Here is a 20,083-nt window from a genome sequence, read left to right as displayed (position 1 = left end):
CTTGGATGTCGATATTTAGAATGAATCAACTTGACCGCTATGATTACGCCATCCTGGATGCCTTGCAGCGGGATGGAACATTGTCTGTCGCTCAACTCAGCGAGCAGATCGGCCTGTCCACCACGCCGTGCTGGAAACGGCTGCGGCGCCTCGAGGAGGAGGGGTATATCGAAAACCGCGTGGCCATCATCAACCGCCGCAAAGTGGGTCTGCCGGTGACGGTGTTTGTCAGCATCCGCGTCACCCAGCACGACGAAAAATGGTTTGCGCGCTTTGCCGACGCCGTGTCGGCCTTGCCCGAGGTGCAGGAATTTCACCGCATGAGTGGCGATATCGACTATCTACTCAAGGTGGTGACCAGCGATATCGAGGGATATGACCGCTTTTACAAGAAGTTGATCAAATCGGTGCAACTCACGGGCGTGTCGTCAGCGTTCTCCATGGAGCAAATCAAGATCACGACCTCGTTGCCGCTGGGACTGGTCTCGCACCAGTAAAGTGGAATCGTGAGATAATGCTACATTTCAAATACTTGATTTTCTGTCCATGCGCGCCTTCTTCGAAAGCTGGCTGCCCAGCCCCACCACCGCCAACCGCCGCGAACAATTTCGCGCTGCCTTCGGCGCCCTGTGCGGCATTCTGCTAACCGCCATCGTCAGTCAACTGCTGTTACGCTCCACCCATGCGGCAGCCTTCCTGGTGGCGCCGATCGGCGCCTCTTCCGTCCTGCTGTTTGCCCTGCCGGCCAGTCCGCTGGCGCAACCCTGGTCTGTCATTGGCGGCAACGTCATCAGCGGCCTGGCCGGCGTCGCTTGCGTGCGCTGGTTCGGCGACAGCCTGCCGCTGCCCGTGCTGGCCGGACTGGCGTGCGGCTCGGCCATTGCGGCCATGTTCTTCATGCGCTGCCTGCATCCGCCCGGCGGCGCGGTGGCACTGACGACGGTGATCGGCGGCCCCGCGGTGCATGCGGCCGGGTTTGAGTTTGTGCTGCTGACGGTGCTCGCCGATTCCATCCTGCTGGTGCTGATGGCCATTACCTACAACAACCTGACCGGCCGCAGCTATCCGCATCAACAGCAGAATCCGCATGCGAATCCGCACGCGACCAAAGACGCCGTGCCCACGGTGCGGCTGGGCTTCAAGCCGGAAGACCTGGACGCCGTGCTGCAGCAGCACAACCAGGTGCTGGACATCAGCCGCGACGATCTCGAGTCGCTCTTCATGCAAACCGAGCAGCGCGCCTACCAGCGCCGCTTCGGCATCATCCGCTGTGCGGACATCATGTCGCGCGACATCATCAGTGCCGAGTTCGGCACTCCGCTGGAGGATGCGTGGTCGGAGATGCGCGCCCATCGCGTGGCGGCCCTGCCGGTGCTGAACCGTGCGCGCCGCATCATCGGCATCGTGACCCAGACCGATTTCCTGGAGCACGGCGGTCTCGACGACTACCGCAGCATCCTCCAGCAACTGCAAGGCTTCCTGCGCAAAAGCGGCGTCACCCACACGGAAAAAGCGGAAGTGGTGGGCCAGATCATGACCCACCATCCGACCACCGCACAGGTGGATACGCCGATCGTAGACCTGGTGCCGCTCATGGCCGACTCCGGTTTCCACCACATTCCCATCGTCGACGAAGAGCAGCGATTTGTCGGCATCGTCACCCAATCCGATCTGGTGGCGGCGCTGTACGAAAGCCGCTTCGCCGAAGCGGCAACATAAAAAAGGCCGCGCACGGGGCGCGGCCAATGGCGTGGCACTACTTGCTATTATTCTTTGCGGCGCCGGGCCGCCACACCTGCGAGGGCAAGGCCGGCCAACAGCATGGCGTAAGTCGCTGGTTCCGGCACGGCTGCGGTCAGGCCGCCAACCGTCGCCCCATAGTAATACTCGCCGTTAGGCGTGATGAAGCTGATGTCGGTGTAGGTTCCCTGGAATTTCAGCAAGCCGTTGCCTTCCAGCCCCGTAACTGTCATGCCGCTCTGGGTCAGCGAACCGCCGCCCCAGTGCCCGGTGCCTTGGGCCAGGATGCTGAAGCTGCCGTTCTGGAACTGGAAGCTGACCGGCAAGCCGCCCTGCCCCACGCTGAACATCACCAGGTAAGGATCGACCACCGGCGCGCTGAAGTGGAAATGATTGACCGTCTGGGCTCCGCCCACCATCAGGATGGTGCCATTGCTGCCTGGCGTATTGGTCACCTCCGCATTGGTGAACGACGACGGGACATCGTAAATATAGGCGCTGGGGTCCATGCCGATATTGTCACCCGTGTAGGTGACGGTGATGGTTTGCGCGCCATAAGCGAAGCTGCCGGTGCTGGCGTTATCCCATGCAGTCCAACTGACCGTGGGTGCCACCGCGAAGGCTTGTAACGGCGCAATCAAGGCCAGCGCCAGGCCTGCTTTCTGAATGCCATTCATCTCTGTTCCCCTTATGGTTATTGGTGCTGCTGACTTTTATCTTACTCCTGGCACCGTATCCTATCGACAAATAAAATGGTCAATTGGAATTTAAAATTTCCATAGAAAAACAATGTGTCGGCAGATACAAATTTTGTTCCTCGCTTGCCCGTCGATGGCTTATGCTATTGGCCAACTTTGTTACAGCCAGGAAGATGACATGACGTATTGCCGCAACATCCTCGCCCCCTTCGCCGCTGCAATTGCGCTGGCGTTCTCGCCAGCCGGCATGGCCGCGGTTGACAACGCAGCACCTGCGCCGCAGGTCAGCGCCGCCCCTGCCCACAAGGCACTGTTGACGCTGGCCGACCAGTACTACGACGCGACCGCGCGCTTTGAACCCGTGAGCGCGACTGAAAACGGCGACAACCGCTTCGACGATCAACTGGGCCTGAGCATTGCCCCCGCCAAGCGGGCGGCGCAATTCAAGCTCTACCGTCAATACGCGCAGCGCCTGCAAGCCATCAAGCGCGAGCAGCTGGACGACAAGGACCGCATCAATTACGACATCCTGCAATACGAGCTGCATGGCCTGATTGCCATGGAGCGCTTCCCGGAACACCTGCTGCCGATCAGCCAGATGGACAGCATGCCTGTGACATTGGCCAACTATGCCGGCGGCGAAGGTTCGCAGCCGCTCGGCACCGTCAAGGAATACGAAGCCTACCTGAGCCGTATCTCGCAACTGCCGGCATGGATCGACCAGGCCATCGCCAATATGCGCGTCGGCATGAAGAAGGGGGTGACCCAGCCGCAAGCCATCATGATTTCAGCGCTGCCGCAATTCAAGCATCTGGTGAGCGCAACGCCGGAAGCGAATATTTACTACACGCCCATCACCAAGCTGCCGGCCGCCTTCTCCGACGCCGACAAGCAACGCCTGAGCGCCGCTTACCGCAAGACCGTCAACGACAAGCTCATGCCGGCGCTGGCCCGCCTGGCCACCTTCCTGGAAAAAGAGTATGTGCCGGCCTGCCGCACCACCACCGGCCTCGGCGCAGTGCCGGATGGCGCCGCCTGGTATCAGGCACGTGTCGCCAACGCCACGACAACCACGCTCAAACCCGAGGAAATTCACGCTATCGGCCTGAAAGAAGTCGTGCGTATCCAGTCGCAGTTTGACGTGCTGGGACCGAAGCTGGGCTACACCGGTCCGGCCGCAGGCTTGCCCGTGTGGGTGGCGGCGCAAGCCAAGTTCTATCCGTTCAAGACGGAAGACGAAGTCCAGGCCGTTTATCACAAGCTCAACGACGTGCTGGATACCAAGCTGCCGCAGATGTTCACCCTGCTGCCGAAAGCCAGGCTGGACCTGCGCCTGGAACCTGAGCTGAGCCGCGCCACCGCCTCCGACCATTACACCTCGCCGGCGGCCGACGGCTCGCGTCCAGGCGTGTTCTGGTCGGTGGTCAACGATCCAAGCAAGTACGGCAGCACCGGCATGACCACGCTGTTCCTGCACGAAGGCAAACCGGGCCACCACTTCCATCTGGCGCTGATGCAGGAACTGGGCTTGCCCAATTTCCGCAAATTTGGCGGCAACAATGCCTTCATCGAAGGCTGGGCGCTGTACGCGGAAACGCTGGGCAAGGAAATGGGCCTGTTTGACGATCCGGCCCAGTACTTCGGCCACCTGAACGATGAAATGCTGCGCGCCGTGCGCCTGGTGGTCGATACCGGCATGCACGCCAAGGGCTGGACCCGCGAGCAAAGCATCCAGTACATGAAAGACACACTGGGCTACGACAACGCCGCCAAGACCGAGACCGAGCGCTACATGGCATGGCCAGGCCAGGCGCTGGGCTACAAGGTGGGTTCGCTGAAGATTCAGGAACTGCGCGCGCGTGCCCAACAGGCGCTCGGCGACAAATTCAGCCTGCCAGCCTTCCACGCTGTCGTGCTAGGCGACGGCACGGTGCCATTGGCGCTGCTGGAAGCAAAGGTCGATCGCTGGATCGCTGCACAAAAGTAAGCTGGAAAGCGGGCCTGAACAGCCCGCTTTTTTTACTTCACATACCGCTGGATCAGCGTAGTCACCGCCGCAGGCAAGGCCTTGATTTTGCGTTCATGGCTCGCAAAGACTATCTGCTGGCGCCCCACAGACACTGGCTTGCCATCGGCGTAAAAGCGGAACTCCAGCCAGAATGAACACTTCTTGACGCCATATGCATTCAACTCGCAAGAAATCTCTTGAAACGGAAAGGTTTCCTGCAAGTAGCTTTGTTCGGCGTGCTTGGTGATGAACACGCCCTCCTGCTGCAGCATATCGCGCGAAATGCACTCGTAGAACCATTTTTCGCGGCAGATACCCTGCCATTCAAAATAGCGCGCAAAGTAGGTGTTGCCGTAGGCATTCGAGTCCTTGAGGTAGGCGGTCAGCGAGTGTGTAAAGGTTTGAGCGATAACTTGCATCAGCATGAGATTTCTCCTTGGGTGGTTGGCAGCCCGACGGCCGGGCGCATCCACTACAAGGGCGAACGGATGGGGCTTGTTTGATCTGCCGCAAAAGCCCGCGCAATTTGCAAGCAAGCGCCTTCACCACGCGCAATACTGATCCATACTGCCAACTTGCCATGGATTCAGCGTATGCATTCCCTCCTGCCAGCTGTAGTTTCCATGCTTTTCCTGTGCTACGGCGCCTACGTGCTGCACTCGCGCGGCGTCAGCCGCATCAGCCTGACCTTCTTCCTGCTATGCGTCGCCACGTTTTGCTGGCAATTCACCTGGGCCATCCTGTTTCAGATGCAGCAGGCGGCCGAGGCGGTGTCACTCGCCAAGCTGGGCTATTTGCTGATCCTGTTCCTGCCCACCACGCTATACCATTTCATTACCGAGCTGACGAGCCAGCACAGGGAGCGGCGCTGGGTAGCGATGTCCTATGGCTTTGCCGGATTGCTGGGCGTGCTGCTGCTGACCAGCGACTGGCTGATTGCCGGCGTCTACGACTACTTCTTCGGCTATTACCCCAAGGCGGGGCCGCTACATCCGCTGCACCTGCTGCAGACCATGCTGGTGGTGGGGCGCGGCCTCTGGCTGCTGTACCGGCGCCAGCGACTGGCGGTGTCCACCGAGAAAACCCGGCTGCGCTATTGCCTGGTCAGCCTGCTGATCTACTTCTTTGCCTCGGTCGACTACCTGTGCAACTACGGCGTGTCGTTCTACCCGCCAGGCGTGCTGTTTGTCGCCACCAGCCTGGGCCTGATTGCCCAGGCCATGGTGCGCCACAACCTGCTGGCTGATCCGCTGGAGGTGGCCGCGACCATTGCCCACGAAATGCGCACGCCGCTGGCCACCATCCGCAACCAGTCGCGCGTGCTGTCGCGCTGCATGCCGGAATTGCTGGCCGGCTACCAAAGTGCACTGGCGCATGGCCTGATTGCCCCCAGGATGTCGGCGCCCAAGCTGCAATACCTGGCCGGGCTCGGGCAATACATCGAAACGGAAATCAGCCGCTCCAGCTTCATCGTCGACATGATGCTGGCCTCGGCCCGCGCCGGTTCGCTCAATCGTAGTGATTTTGCCAACCATTCCGTCATGAAATGTGTCGATGAAGCGTTGGCCAGCTACCCGTTCGAAAGCGCCATGCGCAACAAGGTCAAAGTGCGGCGCAGCGAAGACTTCACTTTCTTTGGCTCGGATGTGCTGCTGATCTACGTGCTGTACAACCTGTTCAAGAATGCGCTGCACGCGATCAAATCCGCAGGGCGGGGAGAACTGGAGATTATGCTGGCAGACCGCCAGTTATTGGTCACAGATACCGGCCCGGGTATTCCCGATGACGTATTACCGCATGTATTTGAACCGTTTTACAGCACCGGCGGTACGGGCATGGGATTACCGTTTTGCCAGAAAGTGCTGACGGCTTTTGGCGGCAATATTCAATGCGAATCGCAGGCGGGAAGATATACGCGCTTTTGTTTATCTTTTCCACGCCGGATGAATTATCCCACCAATTGAGTTAAATCTTCGCCGCTGACTTTTTCCAAATCCGTTTCATCGCCTAAAACATATATCTTCTGGCCGCGTAAAACTTCCAGAATAAATGGCTGCTGTTCGCGCAGCCGGCGTTTAAAATCGGGAATTGAGTACAGGTTGGGATTTATTTTACGGCGCAATAATCGCTCGGCGACCGGCAGGCGGGATAATAATTCGCCGTAACTCGTATTATCGCCAATCAGCAGCAATTCAATGGCGGTATCCATACCCTCCTGTTCCTTGGCGGTGGCGCCATACACAAACGCCACATTGAGCACATTCTGCAGCGGCGCCAATGCCGAGTTGAGCACGCTGACCAGGCCGAAGGTTTTCTTCACCAGCCCGCTCAATTCACCAAACACGATGCAGTCCTTGTTCGGTTTGAAGCGGCGCACATTGCCGATCCGTTCCGACACGATCACGCCCGACTCATGCAGCCGCTTGAGCTCGCGCTGCGCCGATGCGCTGCCCAGGCCCGTCAGGCGCATGATCTCATTCAAGTGGAATCCTTGATTGACACGTACAAACAGCAAGCCCAGCAGTTTTTGCTGGGCGGGAGTGAAGAGGGCTTGAGCAATCATGACTAAATCTTAGCATGAGCACACCACTTTCTGGCATGAATTCGGGGTCAGTGCCGACATTCGGACACGGCCTCAGCAATGATGCTTCCCATTGCTGAGGCCGTGTCCGAATGTCGGCACTGACCCCGAATAAAAAAACGGCACCCGAAGGTGCCGTTTTGTATGCTGCGCTGAAGCTTATGCTTCGCCGTCGTGCGGTGCCACGGTTTCGGTGGCTTCCACATCGGCGCCAGCCATGGCTGCCTTCTCGGCGGCCAGCAGGGCTTGACGCTCTTCGACTTCCCACTGCTCTTTCTCTTTGCGTGCGCGGTGGAAGGCCAGACCGGTACCGCCTGGGATCAGGCGACCGACGATCACGTTTTCTTTCAGACCACGCAGACCATCGCGTTTGCCCATGATGGCGGCTTCGGTCAGAACGCGGGTGGTTTCCTGGAACGATGCAGCCGAAATGAACGAGTCAGTCGACAGCGACGCTTTGGTAATACCCAGCAGAACGTTTTCGTAAGTAGCAGGGATCTTATTCTCTGCATTTACACGATCATTTTCATCCAGCAGTTCCGAACGTTCCACTTGCTCACCAACGATGTAGTTGGTATCGCCAGCATTAACGATCTGAACACGGCGCAGCATCTGACGCACAATGACTTCAATGTGCTTGTCATTAATCTTAACGCCCTGCAGACGATAAACGTCCTGCACTTCGTCAACGATATAACGGGCCAATGCTTCAATCCCCAGCAGGCGCAGAATATCTTGTGGATCGGCTGGGCCGTCAACAATCATCTCACCTTTATTCACCACCTGGCCGTCGTGGACCAGCACTTGTTTATCCTTGGTAATCAGGAACTCGTGCTTATTACCGTCCATGTCGGTAATTTCCAGACGCTGTTTACCTTTGGTTTCTTTACCGAAGGCCACGGTACCAGTGACTTCCGCCAGCATGCCGGCATCTTTCGGCGAACGGGCTTCAAACAGCTCGGCAACACGTGGCAGACCACCGGTAATGTCACGGGTTTTCTGCGATTCGGTTGGGATACGTGCCAGCACTTCACCGACCGATACCGCCTGGCCGTCTTTCACCATGATCAGCGCGCCAACCTGGAAGCCGATCGCTACGGCGTGTTCGGTGCCGGCAATCTTGACTTCGTTGCCATCTTCGTTGAGCAGCTTGACCTGTGGACGCAGGGTCTTGGTCAGCGAACCACGACGCTTCGCATCGATCACCACCAGCGTTGCCAGACCGGTCACTTCGTCGACCTGACGGGCCACGGTGACGCCTTCTTCGACGTTCTCGAAGCGCACGGTACCGGCGTACTCGGTAATGATCGGACGGGTCAGCGGGTCCCAGGTTGCCAGGGCGGTGCCAGCTTTAACAGTCAGGCCATCCTTGACGATCAGGGTCGCGCCGTACGGCACTTTGTGGCGCTCGCGCTCACGGCCGTGGTCGTCGGTGATCAGTACTTCGCCCGAACGGGAAATGACGATTTGCGCGCCCTTGCCGTTGGTCACATAACGCATGGTCGAGGTGAAGCGGATGGTGCCGTTCGACTTGGCTTCCACCGACGACGCCACTGCTGCACGCGATGCCGCACCACCGATGTGGAAGGTACGCATGGTCAGCTGGGTACCCGGCTCACCGATCGACTGCGCTGCCACCACACCGACGGCTTCGCCGGCGTTGACCAGCAGACCACGGCCCAGATCGCGGCCATAGCAGCTGGCGCACAGACCAAAGCGGGTGTCGCAGGTCAGCGGAGTACGGACTTTGACTTCGTCGATACCCACGCGTTCGATCTCTTCCACCATGTCTTCGTCCAGCAGGGTGCCGGCCGCATACAGGGTTTCCTGGGTCTCAGGGTTGACGATGTCGGTACCTGCCACGCGGCCCAGAATACGGTCGCGCAGGGCTTCGATCACTTCACCGCCCTCAACCATCGCCTTCATCACGGTACCGTTGCTGGTGCCGCAATCATCTTCGATCACCACCAGATCCTGGGTCACGTCCACCAGACGACGGGTCAGGTAACCCGAGTTTGCGGTTTTCAGTGCCGTATCCGCCAGACCTTTACGCGCGCCGTGGGTCGAGATGAAGTACTGCAACACGTTCAGACCTTCGCGGAAGTTCGCGGTAATCGGCGTTTCAATAATCGAACCGTCCGGTTTCGCCATCAGACCACGCATACCCGCCAGCTGGCGAATCTGTGCGGCCGAACCACGTGCGCCCGAGTCAGCCATCATGTAAATCGCGTTGAACGATTCCTGGGTCGACTTGGTGCCGTCACGCTTGATGACGTCTTCCACTTTCAGCTGGTCCATCATGGCCTTGCCGACTTCGTCGGAAGTCTTGCCCCAGATGTCGACCACTTTGTTGTAACGCTCGCCTGCGGTCACCAGACCCGACGCGTACTGCTGCTCGATCTGTTTGACTTCCGACTCGGCAGTCGAAATCAGGGTGACTTTTTGTGGCGGTACCAGCATGTCGTCCACGCAGATCGAAATACCGGCGCGGGTTGCCAGGCGGAAGCCCGACTGCATCAGCTGGTCAGCAAACACGACCGTCGCGCGCAGACCGCACTTACGGAACGAGGTGTTGATCAGCTTGGAAATTTCTTTCTTTTTCAGCGCGCGGTTCAGCACCGAGAAAGGCAGACCTTTCGGCAGGATTTCCGACAGGATGGCACGGCCGACCGTGGTTTCGTAACGGGTCACGGTACGCACGAATTCGCCGGTCGTCAGATCTTTTGGATGCTCAACGATACGGACGGTAATCCGGGTGGTCAGTTCCACTTCCTTGTTGTCGTAGGCACGGATGACTTCCGACACGTCAGGGAACAGCATGCCTTCGTTTTTCGCATTGATCGCTTCACGGGTCGCGTAGTACAGACCCAGCACGATATCCTGCGACGGAACGATCGATGGTTCGCCGTTCGACGGGAACAGGATGTTGTTCGAGGCCAGCATCAGCGTACGGGCTTCCATCTGCGCTTCGATCGACAGCGGAACGTGCACTGCCATCTGGTCACCGTCGAAGTCAGCATTGAATGCCGCGCAGACCAGTGGGTGCAGCTGGATCGCCTTGCCTTCAATCAGGACCGGCTCGAACGCCTGGATGCCCAGACGGTGCAGGGTTGGTGCACGGTTCAGCATGATCGGGTGTTCGCGGATCACGTCTTCCAGGATGTCCCAGACCACTGGTTCTTGAATCTCAACCAGTTTCTTGGCAGCCTTGATGGTCGTCGCCAGACCCATCAGTTCCAGCTTGTTGAAGATGAAGGGCTTGAACAGTTCCAGCGCCATCAGCTTCGGCAGACCGCACTGGTGCAGTTTCAGCTGTGGACCCACCACGATCACCGAACGGCCCGAGTAGTCGACGCGCTTACCCAGCAAGTTCTGACGGAAGCGGCCGCCCTTACCTTTGATCATCTCTGCCAGCGATTTCAGCGGACGCTTGTTGGCGCCGGTCATCGCTTTGCCGCGACGGCCGTTGTCCAGCAGCGAGTCCACTGCTTCTTGCAGCATGCGCTTTTCGTTGCGCGTGATGATCTCTGGAGCGCGCAGCTCCATCAGGCGTTTCAGACGGTTGTTACGGTTGATGACGCGGCGATACAGGTCATTCAGGTCCGAGGTCGCGAAACGGCCGCCGTCCAGTGGCACCAGTGGACGCAGTTCCGGTGGCAGCACCGGCAGCACTTCCATGATCATCCACTCAGGCTTGATGCCCGAACGCTGGAACGCTTCCAGCACTTTCAGACGCTTGGCGTATTTCTTGATCTTGGCTTCGGATTTCGATTCCTTGAGTTCCACGCGCAGGGTCTCGGCATCGCGGTGGATGTCGATCGAGCGCAGCAGTTCACGGATACCTTCCGCGCCCATGAAGGCGGTGAAGTCGTCGCCGTACTCTTCGTACTTGGCGGCGTAGTCGTCTTCCGACATGATCTGGCACTTTTTCAGCGGGGTCATGCCAGGATCGGTCACGACATATGCTTCAAAGTACAGCACGCGTTCGATATCGCGCAGGGTCATGTCCAGCACCATGCCCAGACGCGACGGCAGCGATTTCAGGAACCAGATGTGGGCGGTTGGCGAAGCCAGTTCGATGTGGCCCATGCGCTCACGGCGCACCTTGGCCAGCGTGACTTCCACGCCGCATTTTTCGCAGATGACGCCGCGGTGTTTCAGGCGTTTGTACTTGCCGCACAGGCACTCGTAGTCTTTGATCGGGCCAAAGATCTTGGCGCAGAACAGACCATCGCGCTCAGGCTTGAAGGTACGGTAGTTGATGGTTTCCGGCTTTTTAACTTCGCCGTAGGACCACGAACGGATTTTTTCAGGCGAAGCCAGACCAATTTTGATCGCGTCAAAGGTCTCGTTCGTCTGTACTTGCTTGAATAGATCGAGCAGTGCTTTCATGTATCACTCCAGGTAGTGATGAATTCTTTAAACTGCCTCGCCGGCGACCGCCAGCGAGGCCCGTGCTGTCTTAGTTGCGTTCCAGGTCCATATCGATACCCAGGGAACGGATCTCTTTCACCAGCACGTTGAACGATTCCGGCATGCCGGCATCGATCACGTGATCGCCCTTGACGAGGTTTTCGTACACTTTGGTACGGCCATTCACGTCATCGGACTTCACGGTCAGCATTTCTTGCAGCACGTACGATGCGCCGTACGCTTCCAGTGCCCACACCTCCATCTCACCGAAACGCTGGCCACCGAACTGGGCTTTACCGCCCAGTGGCTGCTGCGTTACCAGCGAGTATGGACCGGTCGAACGCGCGTGCATCTTGTCGTCAACCAAGTGGTGCAGTTTCAGCATGTGCATCACGCCAACGGTGACTTTACGCTCAAACGCTTCACCGGTACGGCCGTCGTACATGGTGACCTGGTTCTTCGAGGCGGTCATGCCCAGGTTGCGGGCGATGTCGTCCGGGTAGGCCAGGTCCAGCATGCGGCGGATTTCCGACTCGTGCGCACCGTCAAACACCGGCGTTGCGAACGGCACACCTTTTTTCAGGTTGTGCGCCAGCTTCATGATCTCTTCGTCGTCGAACCGGTCCAGATCTTCCGGACGGCCGGTTTCGTTGTAGACCGTGGTCAGATACTTGCGCATCTCTTCCACTTTGATCTGCTGCGCCAGCATTTCGCTGATACGGATACCCAGGCCTTTTGCTGCCCAGCCCAAGTGGGTTTCCAGGATCTGCCCCACGTTCATGCGCGAAGGCACGCCCAGCGGGTTCAGCACCACGTCGGCCGGCGTACCGTCGGCCATGTGCGGCATGTCTTCCACCGGCACGATACGCGAGACCACACCCTTGTTACCGTGGCGGCCTGCCATCTTGTCGCCCGACTGCAGGCGGCGTTTCACGGCCAGGTAAACCTTGACCATTTTTTGCACGCCAGGTTGCAGCTCGTCGCCCTGGGTCAGCTTCTTGCGCTTCTCTTCGAAGGCCAGGTCGAACTGGTGGCGCTTCTCGTTGATCGATTCCTTGATCGCTTCCAGCGCGGTGGCCGAGGCGTCTTCCGCCGGGCGGATGTCGAACCAGTGGTACTTGTCCAGATCGTCCAGGTAGTCCTTGGTGATCTTGGCGCCTTTGGCCAGCTTCTTCGGACCGCCGTTGACCACCTGGCCAATCAGCATTTTTTCCAGACGCTGGAAGGCGTCGCCTTCCACAATACGCATCTGGTCGTTCAGGTCCAGACGGAAGCGCTTCAGTTCATCGTCAATGATCTGCTGGGCACGTTTGTCGCGCACGATGCCTTCGCGCGTGAACACTTGCACGTCGATCACGGTGCCGACCATGCCCGAAGGCACGCGCAGCGAGGTGTCTTTCACGTCCGAGGCTTTTTCGCCGAAGATGGCGCGCAGCAGCTTCTCTTCCGGGGTCAGCTGGGTCTCGCCTTTCGGGGTGACCTTACCTACCAGGGTGTCGCCGGCTTGCACTTCAGCACCGATGTACACGATACCGGATTCGTCCAGGCGCGCCAGCTGGTTTTCCGCCAGGTTGGAAATGTCGCGCGTAATTTCTTCCGCGCCCAGTTTGGTATCACGTGCAACAACGCTCAGTTCTTCGATGTGGATCGAGGTGTAACGGTCGTCTTTAACGACGTTTTCCGAGATCAGGATCGAGTCTTCGAAGTTCAGACCATTCCATGGCATGAAGGCCACGGTCATGTTCTGGCCCAGCGCCAGCTCGCCCAGGTCGGTCGATGCGCCGTCAGCGATCACGTCGCCTTTGGCCACACGGTCGCCGCGTTCGACGATAGGACGCTGGTTGATGTTGGTGTTCTGGTTCGAACGGGTGTACTTGATCAGGTTGTAGATGTCGACGCCGACTTCGCCTGCAGTGGCTTCGTCGTCGTTAACCCGGATCACCACACGGCCTGCATCGATGTAGTCCACGATGCCGCCGCGGACGGCCTGCACGGTGGTGCCGGAGTCGACTGCCACGGTACGTTCGATACCGGTACCGACCAGCGCCTTTTCAGGACGCAGGCAAGGCACAGCCTGACGCTGCATGTTGGCGCCCATCAGTGCACGGTTCGCATCATCGTGTTCCAGGAATGGAATCAGCGACGCTGCCACCGAGACGATCTGGCCTGGGGCCACGTCCATGTACTGCACGCGCTCTGGCGACACCAGAATGGTCTCGCCGGCTTCACGCGACGACACCAGTTCGTCGACCAGCTGGCCAGCGTCATTCACCTTGGCATTCGCCTGGGCGATGATGTAGCGGCCTTCTTCGATGGCCGACAGGTAATCGATCTGGTCGGTGACTTTGGAACCCTCGACCTTGCGGTAGGGGGTTTCCAGGAAGCCGTATTCATTCAGGCGGGCATACAGTGCCAGCGAGTTGATCAGACCGATGTTCGGGCCTTCAGGCGTTTCAATCGGGCACACGCGGCCGTAGTGGGTCGGGTGCACGTCGCGCACCTCGAAGCCAGCACGTTCGCGCGTCAGACCGCCAGGGCCCAGTGCGGAAACACGGCGCTTGTGGGTGATTTCCGACAGCGGGTTGGTCTGGTCCATAAACTGCGACAGCTGCGACGAACCGAAGAACTCACGGATAGCAGCCGAGATTGGCTTGGAGTTGATCAGGTCATGCGGCATCAGGTTGTCGGCTTCCGCCTGGCCCAGACGCTCTTTGACGGCGCGTTCAACCCGTACCAGGCCGGCGCGGAACTGGTTCTCGGCCAGTTCGCCCACGCAGCGTACGCGACGGTTACCCAGGTGATCGATATCGTCGACTTCGCCGCGGCCATTGCGCAGTTCCACCAGAATCTTGATCACGGCCAGCACGTCTTCGTTCGACAGCGTCATGGCGCCGGTCAGTTCATCACGGCCGATACGGCGGTTGAACTTCATGCGGCCCACGGCCGACAGGTCGTAACGGTCCGGGCTGTAGAACAGGCCGTTGAACAGCGCTTCCACCGACTCTTCGGTTGGCGGTTCGCCAGGACGCATCATGCGGTAGATCGCAATACGCGCAGCGGTCTGGTCGGCGGTGTCGTCGATCCGCAGGGTCTGCGAGATGTAGGCGCCCTGGTCCAGATCGTTGGTGTACAGGGTCTGGATGTCCGACACATTGCTGTCGCGCAGGCGGTTCAGCACTTCGTCGGTCAGCTCATCGTTGGCGCTGGCGATGACTTCGCCGGTATCCGCGTCCACGATGTTCTTGGCCAGCACGCGGCCAACCAGATAGTCTTCCGGTACCGAGATATGTTTCAGGCCGGCAGCGTCGATGTCGCGTACATGCTTGGCATTGATACGCTTGTCTTTCATGACGATGGTCTTGCCCGACTTCGGATCGACGATGTCGAAGCGCGCGACTTCGCCGCGCAGGCGTTCGGCCACGAATTCCATTTCCGCGCCTTCCGAGCGCAGGTGGAAGTTGTCGAAGACGAAGAAGTTGGCCAGGATCTGTTCTGGCGACATGCCGATGGCCTTGAGCAGGATCGACACGGGCATCTTGCGGCGACGGTCGACGCGGAAGTACAGGATGTCTTTCGGGTCGAACTCGAAGTCCAGCCACGAACCGCGGTAAGGAATGATACGGGCCGAGAACAGCAGCTTGCCGGACGAGTGGGTCTTGCCACGGTCGTGCTCGAAGAACACGCCTGGGGAGCGATGCAGCTGCGAAACGATCACACGCTCGGTGCCGTTGATCACGAACGAACCGGTAGAGGTCATCAGAGGCAGTTCGCCCATGTAGACTTCCTGCTCCTTCATTTCCTTGACGACCGGCTTGGTTGGCGATTCCTTGTCCAGGATCACCAGGCGAACTTTGGCGCGCAGCGGCGACGCGAACGTCAGGCCACGCAGTTGGCATTCCTTGACGTCAAAGGCAGGATCGCCCAGCACGTACGACAGGAACTCGAGACGCGCGAAGCCATTGTGCGAAACGATAGGGAAAATCGAGGTAAAGGCCGACTGCAGGCCGTCGTTCTTGCGAGTCGACGGGGCGACGTCTTCTTGCAGGAAACTGTGGTAGGACTCGAGCTGGGTAGCCAGCAGGAACGGAACGTTGTGAACGTTGGCGCGCTTCGCGAATGATTTGCGAATGCGTTTCTTCTCAGTAAATGAGTAGTGCATGGACACTCCGTGAGTGACAGAAAGGGAAAAAATTTCAGGTTTTGCCTGTATGCTGCAACGGCTTTCGGCTGCATGTCATACAGACGAAACCTGAAACTTCTACCATTTCCAGCTGATTCAATTGGAACTGCAACGTCGGGAAAACGCTACAAATACGACACAGACGACAAAGGAGCCAAAGCCGGATATTTCCCCTTTTTCAAGGGGAACTACCCGCTGCTTTGGCTCGTGGCGCTAACTATAAGCTGTTAGCAGCCGGTACAACGAATTACTTCAGGTCAGCCTTGGCGCCAGCTTCTTCCAGCTTTTTCTTAGCGGCTTCAGCGTCAGCTTTCGACAGAGCTTCTTTTACGGTTTTTGGTGCGCCATCAACGACGTCTTTGGCTTCTTTCAGGCCCAGACCGGTGATTTCGCGAACTGCTTTAATTACGCCAACTTTGTTCGCGCCGACTTCGGTCAGAACCAGGTTGAATTCGGTTTGCTCTTCAGCAGCAGCTGCGCCGCCAGCTGCGCCGCCAGCTGCTGGAGCAGCCATTGCAGCGGCCGAAACGCCGAATTTTTCTTCGAAAGCTTTGACCAGTTCGTTCAGGTCCATTACGGACATTTCGCTCACTGCGTTCAGGATGTCGTCTTTGCTAATTGCCATTTGAAACTCCAATAATTTTTGATTCGTTAATACATCAGAATGCTACTTGATAAAAAACCCGCGCCGCCGTCCATGGCGGCACGCAGCGGCCACTTAGGCTGCTGGGGCTTCTTCTGCTGCAACTTCTGCAACAGGAGCGCCTTCGGATTTTTTCGCTGCCAGAGCAGCCAGACCACGTGCAAAGCCCGATACCGGTGCCAGCATAACGCCCAACAGCTGCGAGATGAGGACTTCACGGCTAGGAATGCTCGCCAACGCTGCAACAGCTGCTTTATCCAGCTGCTTGCCTGCGTAGTTACCAGCAGTGATGACCAGTTTGTCGTTGGTTTTAGCGAAGTCAGCGATGACTTTAGCTGCTGCAACGGCATCGTCCGAGATCGAATAGATCAGCGGACCGGTCATGCTGTCTGCCAGGGCGGCAAATTGCGTGCCTTCAACGGAGCGACGTGCGAGGGTGTTTTTCAACACTCGCAGGTACACGCCTTGAGCGCGCGCTTTGGCACGGAGTTGCGTCAAGTGAGCAACCTGGATGCCACGATACTCGGCCACGACGATAGTTTGCGCAGTTGCTACTTTTGCGGAAACTTCGGCGACGACGGCCTTTTTGTCATTCAGATTGAGACCCACGGTCAATCTCCTTAAATGATCGCCAGCTGAATTGCCGGCCATCGGTTCGAACAACGGCGTCCGAGGTTAGGAGTCCAATGGACTGCAAAACTTGATCGGGAACACCATCTGCGTTGGGTGAAACATTCAATTAACCGGATGCCTGCCTGATGCATCCAGCCCAACGGTCTTTGATTGCGGCTGCTGCTTGCACAGCAGCCATCCCAAAGAACTGCCCCATGCGGCGCGACGGCCACACAAGGACTTAAACTTGAAAATTAAACCTTAAGCTGCCAGGGTCGTCTGGTCAACACGGACGCCAGCGCCCATGGTCGACGACAGCGATACCTTGCGCAGGTAAACACCCTTGCTCGATGCTGGCTTGGCTTTGTTCAGCGCGTCGATCAGGGCAACCAGGTTGCTCTTCAGATCGGCATCAGCGAACGATTTGCGGCCAATGGTCGCGTGGATGATACCGGCTTTGTCGGTACGGTACTGAACCTGGCCAGCTTTCGCGTTTTTCACGGCGGTCGCGACGTCAGGGGTCACGGTGCCCACTTTCGGGTTAGGCATCAGGCCACGTGGGCCCAGGATCTGACCCAGGGTACCCACGATACGCATGGTGTCTGGCGAAGCGATGACGATATCGAAAGGCATGTCGCCGGCTTTGACGCGCTCGGCCAGGTCTTCCATACCAACCACGTCGGCGCCAGCTGCTTTAGCAGCTTCAGCCTTGTCGCCCGAAGCGAATACCGCGACGCGGACGGTTTTGCCGGTGCCAGCTGGCAGCACGACGGAACCGCGAACCACTTGGTCCGACTTCTTAGGATCTACGCCCAGTTGTACCGACACGTCGATCGATTCGTTGAACTTGGCGGTTGCCAGTTCTTTGATCAGAGCAACAGCGTTGTCGAACGAGTAGTTCTTGGTGCTATCAACTTTAGCTTTGATAGCTTGTGCGCGTTTGGACAGTTTTGCCATGATTACAGACCTTCCACCGTGATGCCCATCGAACGAGCCGAGCCAGCGATGGTGCGTACAGCAGCATCCAGGTCAGCAGCGGTCAGATCAGGGGTTTTCAATTTAGCGATTTCTTCAGCTTGAGCACGGGTCAGCTTGCCGACTTTGTCGGTATGTGGCTTGGCCGAACCTTTTTGCACGCCCGAGTGCTTCTTGATCAGGAAGGTTGCTGGCGGGGTCTTCATCACGAAGGTGAAGGACTTGTCAGCGAACGCAGTGATCACGACTGGAATCGGCATGCCTGGTTCCATACCTTGGGTCTGCGCGTTGAACGCTTTGCAGAATTCCATGATGTTCAGACCGCGTTGACCCAGAGCTGGACCGATCGGTGGGGATGGGTTTGCTTTACCAGCTGGCACTTGCAGCTTGATAAAACCAATGATTTTCTTTGCCATGATGGCTCCTATCTTGGATATGAGTAGTAGCGCCCCACCATGCGCGTTGTGCAGGGCGGGGCTCCTCTTGTGCCAGATTGACTAGGGTGTTGACACCGTCGCCCGTTCTGGCGAACGGTGTTGCTTATACTTTTTCGACCTGGCCGAATTCGAGCTCGACTGGCGTTGCGCGGCCAAAAATGGTGACCGAGACGCGCACTTTCGATTTCTCGTAATTGACTTCTTCGACATTGCCGTTGAAGTCAGTGAACGGACCGTCCTTGATACGGACTTGCTCGCCCACTTCGTACAGCACTTTAGGCCGTGGTTTCTCAACGCCTTCTTGCATCTGCTGCATGATCTTGTCGATCTCGCGCGCAGGAATCGGGGTTGGCTTGTTGGACTTGCCGCCGATGAAGCCGGTCACTTTATTGGTGTTTTTCACCAGGTGCCAGGTTTCGTCGGTCATTTCCATCTCGACCAGCACATAGCCAGGGAAGAAACGACGTTCGGTCACCGACTTTTGGCCATTGCGCACTTCGACCACTTCTTCGGTCGGCACCAGGATCTGGCCAAACTGGTCTTGCATGCCGGCGCGTTCGACACGCTCGGTCAGGGCACGCTGCACGCTTTTTTCCATACCGGAATACGCATGCACAACGTACCAGCGCTTGTTGCTCACCGGTACGCTGATTGGCGCTGCGCCAGCATCTTGCTCAGGAACTGCGCCCTGAGCGTCGTCTTGCACATTTTCGCTCATTATTTTCGTATGCCCAGAATGACGTCGTATAACAGGAATTCCAATGTCTTGTCCGTGCCCCACAGGAATACCGCCATCACCAGCACAAAGGCAAACACGATGCCCGTGATCTGGGTTGCTTCGCGGCGCGTCGGCCACACGACCTTTTTCGTCTCGCGAACAGCTTCTTTAGCGAAATTCAGGAAATCACGGCCAGTCGACGAAGTCCACAAGATCAAAACAGCAAAAGCCAAACCAGCCACAAGTGCGCCTGCGCGTACCAGAGCTGGTTTGTCCGACAGGTAGTAAAACCCTATCACGCCTGCGATTGCAACCACAACAGCCAGTGCAACCTTAATCTTGTCATTCGACGTGCTGACGGTCTGCACGGATTGATTAGACATTTATATTTTACTTTCGGTGCCCTGCACCAGATTCGGTGGCAGGGGCGGAGGGCCTCGAACCCCCAACCTTCGGTTTTGGAGACCGACGCTCTGCCAATTGAGCTACGCCCCTACATAAAACCACAAAGGATTCGGATTATACCACCCGGACACCCGGGTGGCAATCTTACTTCCTATTAGGCGATGATCTTAGCGACCACGCCTGCGCCTACGGTACGGCCACCTTCACGGATAGCGAAACGCAGACCTTCTTCCATTGCGATCGGGTTGATCAGCTTAACGGTGATCGACACGTTGTCGCCTGGCATAACCATTTCTTTGTCCGCTGGCAGTTCGATCGAACCGGTCACGTCAGTCGTACGGAAGTAGAACTGTGGGCGATAGTTGTTGAAGAACGGGGTGTGACGGCCGCCTTCATCTTTCGACAGAACGTAGATCTCGCCGGTGAAGTGGTTGTGCGGTTTGATCGAGCCTGGTTTTGCCAGAACTTGACCACGTTGCACGTCTTCACGCTTGGTGCCGCGCAGCAGCAGACCAACGTTGTCGCCTGCTTGACCTTGGTCCAGCAGTTTGCGGAACATTTCCACGCCGGTGCAGGTGGTTTTCACGGTGTCAACGATACCGACGATTTCGATCTCTTCGCCGACTTTGATGATGCCGCGCTCAACACGACCGGTAACCACGGTACCGCGGCC

16 protein-coding genes and 1 tRNA gene are annotated in these 20,083 nt (G+C 57.9%); 4 read left to right on the top strand and 13 right to left on the bottom strand.

Annotated features, from left to right (window positions below):
* Window positions 1–20 precede the first annotated feature (20 nt).
* Both BUA36_RS26525 and BUA36_RS26520 read left to right on the top strand, forming a co-directional pair.
* Window positions 21–497: an Lrp/AsnC family transcriptional regulator gene (locus BUA36_RS26525; RefSeq protein WP_072789291.1), complete on the top strand. Its 477-nt coding sequence runs from the start codon at window positions 21–23 to the stop codon at window positions 495–497.
* A gap of 49 nt (window positions 498–546) precedes the next feature.
* Entirely contained in the window at window positions 547–1,719 is a 1,173-nt protein-coding gene (locus BUA36_RS26520; protein WP_072789288.1) for an HPP family protein, read from the top strand.
* Between the two features lie 47 nt (window positions 1,720–1,766).
* Here the strand turns inward: BUA36_RS26520 and BUA36_RS31340 are convergent, their stop codons facing one another.
* Window positions 1,767–2,417 carry a PEPxxWA-CTERM sorting domain-containing protein gene (locus tag BUA36_RS31340; RefSeq protein WP_229255819.1) on the bottom strand — a complete coding sequence of 217 codons (651 nt, stop codon included), beginning with the start codon at window positions 2,415–2,417 and terminating at the stop codon, window positions 1,767–1,769.
* A gap of 199 nt (window positions 2,418–2,616) precedes the next feature.
* Here BUA36_RS31340 and BUA36_RS26510 point away from each other — a divergent pair, with 199 nt between their 5' ends.
* Entirely contained in the window at window positions 2,617–4,425 is a 1,809-nt protein-coding gene (locus BUA36_RS26510) for a DUF885 domain-containing protein (RefSeq protein WP_072789285.1), read from the top strand.
* A 32-nt stretch (window positions 4,426–4,457) separates the two neighbouring features.
* Here BUA36_RS26510 and BUA36_RS26505 read toward each other — a convergent pair whose 3' ends face one another.
* The gene (locus BUA36_RS26505; RefSeq protein WP_072789281.1) at window positions 4,458–4,871 is read right to left on the bottom strand and encodes an acyl-CoA thioesterase; all 414 of its coding nucleotides are present in this window, start codon (window positions 4,869–4,871) and stop codon (window positions 4,458–4,460) included.
* Between the two features lie 198 nt (window positions 4,872–5,069).
* On the opposite strand from BUA36_RS26505, the gene BUA36_RS26500 reads away from it, so the two are divergent.
* Entirely contained in the window at window positions 5,070–6,410 is a 1,341-nt protein-coding gene (locus BUA36_RS26500) for a sensor histidine kinase (RefSeq protein ID WP_229255818.1), read from the top strand.
* Here BUA36_RS26500 and BUA36_RS26495 read toward each other — a convergent pair.
* From BUA36_RS26495 to BUA36_RS26445, 11 genes are all read right to left on the bottom strand, one after another.
* Window positions 6,395–7,009: a helix-turn-helix domain-containing protein gene (locus tag BUA36_RS26495; RefSeq protein WP_072789275.1), complete on the bottom strand. Its 615-nt coding sequence runs from the start codon at window positions 7,007–7,009 to the stop codon at window positions 6,395–6,397. The two genes, BUA36_RS26500 and BUA36_RS26495, sit on opposite strands and share 16 nt — an antisense overlap.
* A gap of 177 nt (window positions 7,010–7,186) precedes the next feature.
* Window positions 7,187–11,419 carry a DNA-directed RNA polymerase subunit beta' gene (rpoC, locus tag BUA36_RS26490; RefSeq protein ID WP_072789271.1) on the bottom strand — a complete coding sequence of 1,411 codons (4,233 nt, stop codon included), beginning with the start codon at window positions 11,417–11,419 and terminating at the stop codon, window positions 7,187–7,189.
* A 70-nt stretch (window positions 11,420–11,489) separates the two neighbouring features.
* A complete protein-coding gene (gene rpoB / locus BUA36_RS26485) occupies window positions 11,490–15,599 on the bottom strand; it encodes a DNA-directed RNA polymerase subunit beta (protein ID WP_072789268.1) in 4,110 nt (1,369 codons plus the stop codon).
* Window positions 15,600–15,867: 268 nt separating this feature from the next.
* Window positions 15,868–16,245 (bottom strand): 50S ribosomal protein L7/L12, encoded by a 378-nt coding sequence (gene rplL / locus BUA36_RS26480; protein ID WP_072789264.1) that lies wholly within the window; start codon window positions 16,243–16,245, stop codon window positions 15,868–15,870.
* Between the two features lie 93 nt (window positions 16,246–16,338).
* A complete protein-coding gene (rplJ, locus tag BUA36_RS26475; protein WP_072789465.1) occupies window positions 16,339–16,872 on the bottom strand; it encodes a 50S ribosomal protein L10 in 534 nt (177 codons plus the stop codon).
* Window positions 16,873–17,136: 264 nt separating this feature from the next.
* Window positions 17,137–17,832: a 50S ribosomal protein L1 gene (gene rplA / locus BUA36_RS26470; protein ID WP_072789261.1), complete on the bottom strand. Its 696-nt coding sequence runs from the start codon at window positions 17,830–17,832 to the stop codon at window positions 17,137–17,139.
* Window positions 17,833–17,834: 2 nt separating this feature from the next.
* Entirely contained in the window at window positions 17,835–18,266 is a 432-nt protein-coding gene (gene rplK, locus BUA36_RS26465) for a 50S ribosomal protein L11 (protein ID WP_072789258.1), read from the bottom strand.
* A gap of 124 nt (window positions 18,267–18,390) precedes the next feature.
* On the bottom strand, window positions 18,391–19,005 hold the full coding sequence (gene nusG / locus BUA36_RS26460) for a transcription termination/antitermination protein NusG (protein ID WP_072789256.1): 615 nt from the start codon (window positions 19,003–19,005) through the stop codon (window positions 18,391–18,393).
* A complete protein-coding gene (gene secE / locus BUA36_RS26455; protein WP_072789253.1) occupies window positions 19,005–19,388 on the bottom strand; it encodes a preprotein translocase subunit SecE in 384 nt (127 codons plus the stop codon). The genes nusG and secE overlap by 1 nt, the downstream gene beginning before the upstream one ends.
* Before the next feature lie 36 nt (window positions 19,389–19,424).
* Window positions 19,425–19,500 (bottom strand) — tRNA-Trp (locus BUA36_RS26450).
* Between the two features lie 64 nt (window positions 19,501–19,564).
* A partial coding sequence (locus tag BUA36_RS26445) for an EF-Tu C-terminal domain-related protein (RefSeq protein WP_267875125.1) occupies window positions 19,565–20,083 on the bottom strand: 519 nt, incomplete at its 5' end.

The organism is Duganella sacchari, from assembly GCF_900143065.1.
Taxonomy (GTDB): Bacteria; Pseudomonadota; Gammaproteobacteria; order Burkholderiales; family Burkholderiaceae_D; genus Rugamonas; species Rugamonas sacchari.
This window is presented reverse-complemented; position numbering and strand designations above follow the sequence as displayed.

Excerpts from the sequence above, each read along its gene's own strand:
- rpoC (WP_072789271.1), bottom strand. The coding sequence starts at position 11,419 with ATGAAAGCACTGCTCGATCTATTCAAGCAAGTACAGACGAACGAGACC.
- BUA36_RS26495 (WP_072789275.1), bottom strand. The coding sequence starts at position 7,009 with ATGATTGCTCAAGCCCTCTTCACTCCCGCCCAGCAAAAACTGCTGGGC.
- BUA36_RS26525 (WP_072789291.1), top strand. The coding sequence starts at position 21 with ATGAATCAACTTGACCGCTATGATTACGCCATCCTGGATGCCTTGCAG.
- rplL (WP_072789264.1), bottom strand. The coding sequence starts at position 16,245 with ATGGCAATTAGCAAAGACGACATCCTGAACGCAGTGAGCGAAATGTCC.
- BUA36_RS26510 (WP_072789285.1), top strand. The coding sequence starts at position 2,617 with ATGACGTATTGCCGCAACATCCTCGCCCCCTTCGCCGCTGCAATTGCG.
- BUA36_RS31340 (WP_229255819.1), bottom strand. The coding sequence starts at position 2,417 with ATGAATGGCATTCAGAAAGCAGGCCTGGCGCTGGCCTTGATTGCGCCG.
- nusG (WP_072789256.1), bottom strand. The coding sequence starts at position 19,005 with ATGAGCGAAAATGTGCAAGACGACGCTCAGGGCGCAGTTCCTGAGCAA.
- BUA36_RS26505 (WP_072789281.1), bottom strand. The coding sequence starts at position 4,871 with ATGCTGATGCAAGTTATCGCTCAAACCTTTACACACTCGCTGACCGCC.
- rplK (WP_072789258.1), bottom strand. The coding sequence starts at position 18,266 with ATGGCAAAGAAAATCATTGGTTTTATCAAGCTGCAAGTGCCAGCTGGT.
- rpoB (WP_072789268.1), bottom strand. The coding sequence starts at position 15,599 with ATGCACTACTCATTTACTGAGAAGAAACGCATTCGCAAATCATTCGCG.
- BUA36_RS26520 (WP_072789288.1), top strand. The coding sequence starts at position 547 with ATGCGCGCCTTCTTCGAAAGCTGGCTGCCCAGCCCCACCACCGCCAAC.
- BUA36_RS26500 (WP_229255818.1), top strand. The coding sequence starts at position 5,070 with ATGCTTTTCCTGTGCTACGGCGCCTACGTGCTGCACTCGCGCGGCGTC.
- rplA (WP_072789261.1), bottom strand. The coding sequence starts at position 17,832 with ATGGCAAAACTGTCCAAACGCGCACAAGCTATCAAAGCTAAAGTTGAT.
- secE (WP_072789253.1), bottom strand. The coding sequence starts at position 19,388 with ATGTCTAATCAATCCGTGCAGACCGTCAGCACGTCGAATGACAAGATT.